This is a genomic window from Mesorhizobium sp. LNHC229A00, from assembly GCF_000502415.1.
Taxonomy (GTDB): domain Bacteria; phylum Pseudomonadota; class Alphaproteobacteria; order Rhizobiales; family Rhizobiaceae; genus Mesorhizobium.
The window spans coordinates 1-572 of the sequence record NZ_AYWQ01000152.1 but is presented as its reverse complement, the minus strand read 5'-3'; the positions used below and the strand labels follow the sequence as shown (position 1 = coordinate 572).

The following is a 572-nucleotide window of genomic DNA, read 5'->3' as shown; positions in this document are numbered from 1 at the left end:
TCCGCGTCGATGGATCACCTCGGCCTTGTAAAGACCGTTGATCGTTTCGGCGAGAGCATTATCGAAAGAGTCGCCGACACTGCCCACCGAGGGTTCGACGCCGGCCTCCGCCAAGCGCTCGGTGTATCGAATGCTGACGGATAAGCGACCGTCCGGCCGAAATTGCCGATCGGGCTGTCCCCGGACATTGGGAAGGCGACCTCATTCTTGGCCTCGGAAGCTAGGCGATCGGTACGCTCGTGGAACGAAGTTCACGCTTCACAATGCGTGCTTCACCTGCCGCGCATGCATGGCTATCAGCAGAGCCTGCGCATCAAGAACGGTCCATGCCGGCCACGGCGCTGAAGCAGTCCGCAGAGCCATAGCCCCGATCCATGGGCACTTCCCGAGCAACTGCGTCAGTCGCTGACTTGGGACCATGGAGCGGAAATGGCGCAGCAGCCGACCTGCGCACTGCGATCCCCAAGCCCGTGGCAGCGAGACTCCAACGAAAACACCAACGGCTTGCTGAGACAGTACTTTCCAAAGGGCACGGATCTCAGTCGGCACACAGCCCGGGAACTGGACGCAGT

2 pseudogenes are annotated in these 572 nt (G+C 61.2%); one reads left to right on the top strand and one right to left on the bottom strand.

Annotation, left to right across the window (positions count from 1 at the left end):
• Window positions 1-138: pseudogene (locus tag X742_RS1000000174675) on the bottom strand (IS3 family transposase); the annotation flags it as partial.
• 2 nt (window positions 139-140) lie between these two features.
• On the opposite strand from X742_RS1000000174675, the pseudogene X742_RS1000000176350 reads away from it, so the two are divergent.
• Window positions 141-572, top strand: a pseudogene (locus X742_RS1000000176350) (IS30 family transposase); the annotation flags it as partial.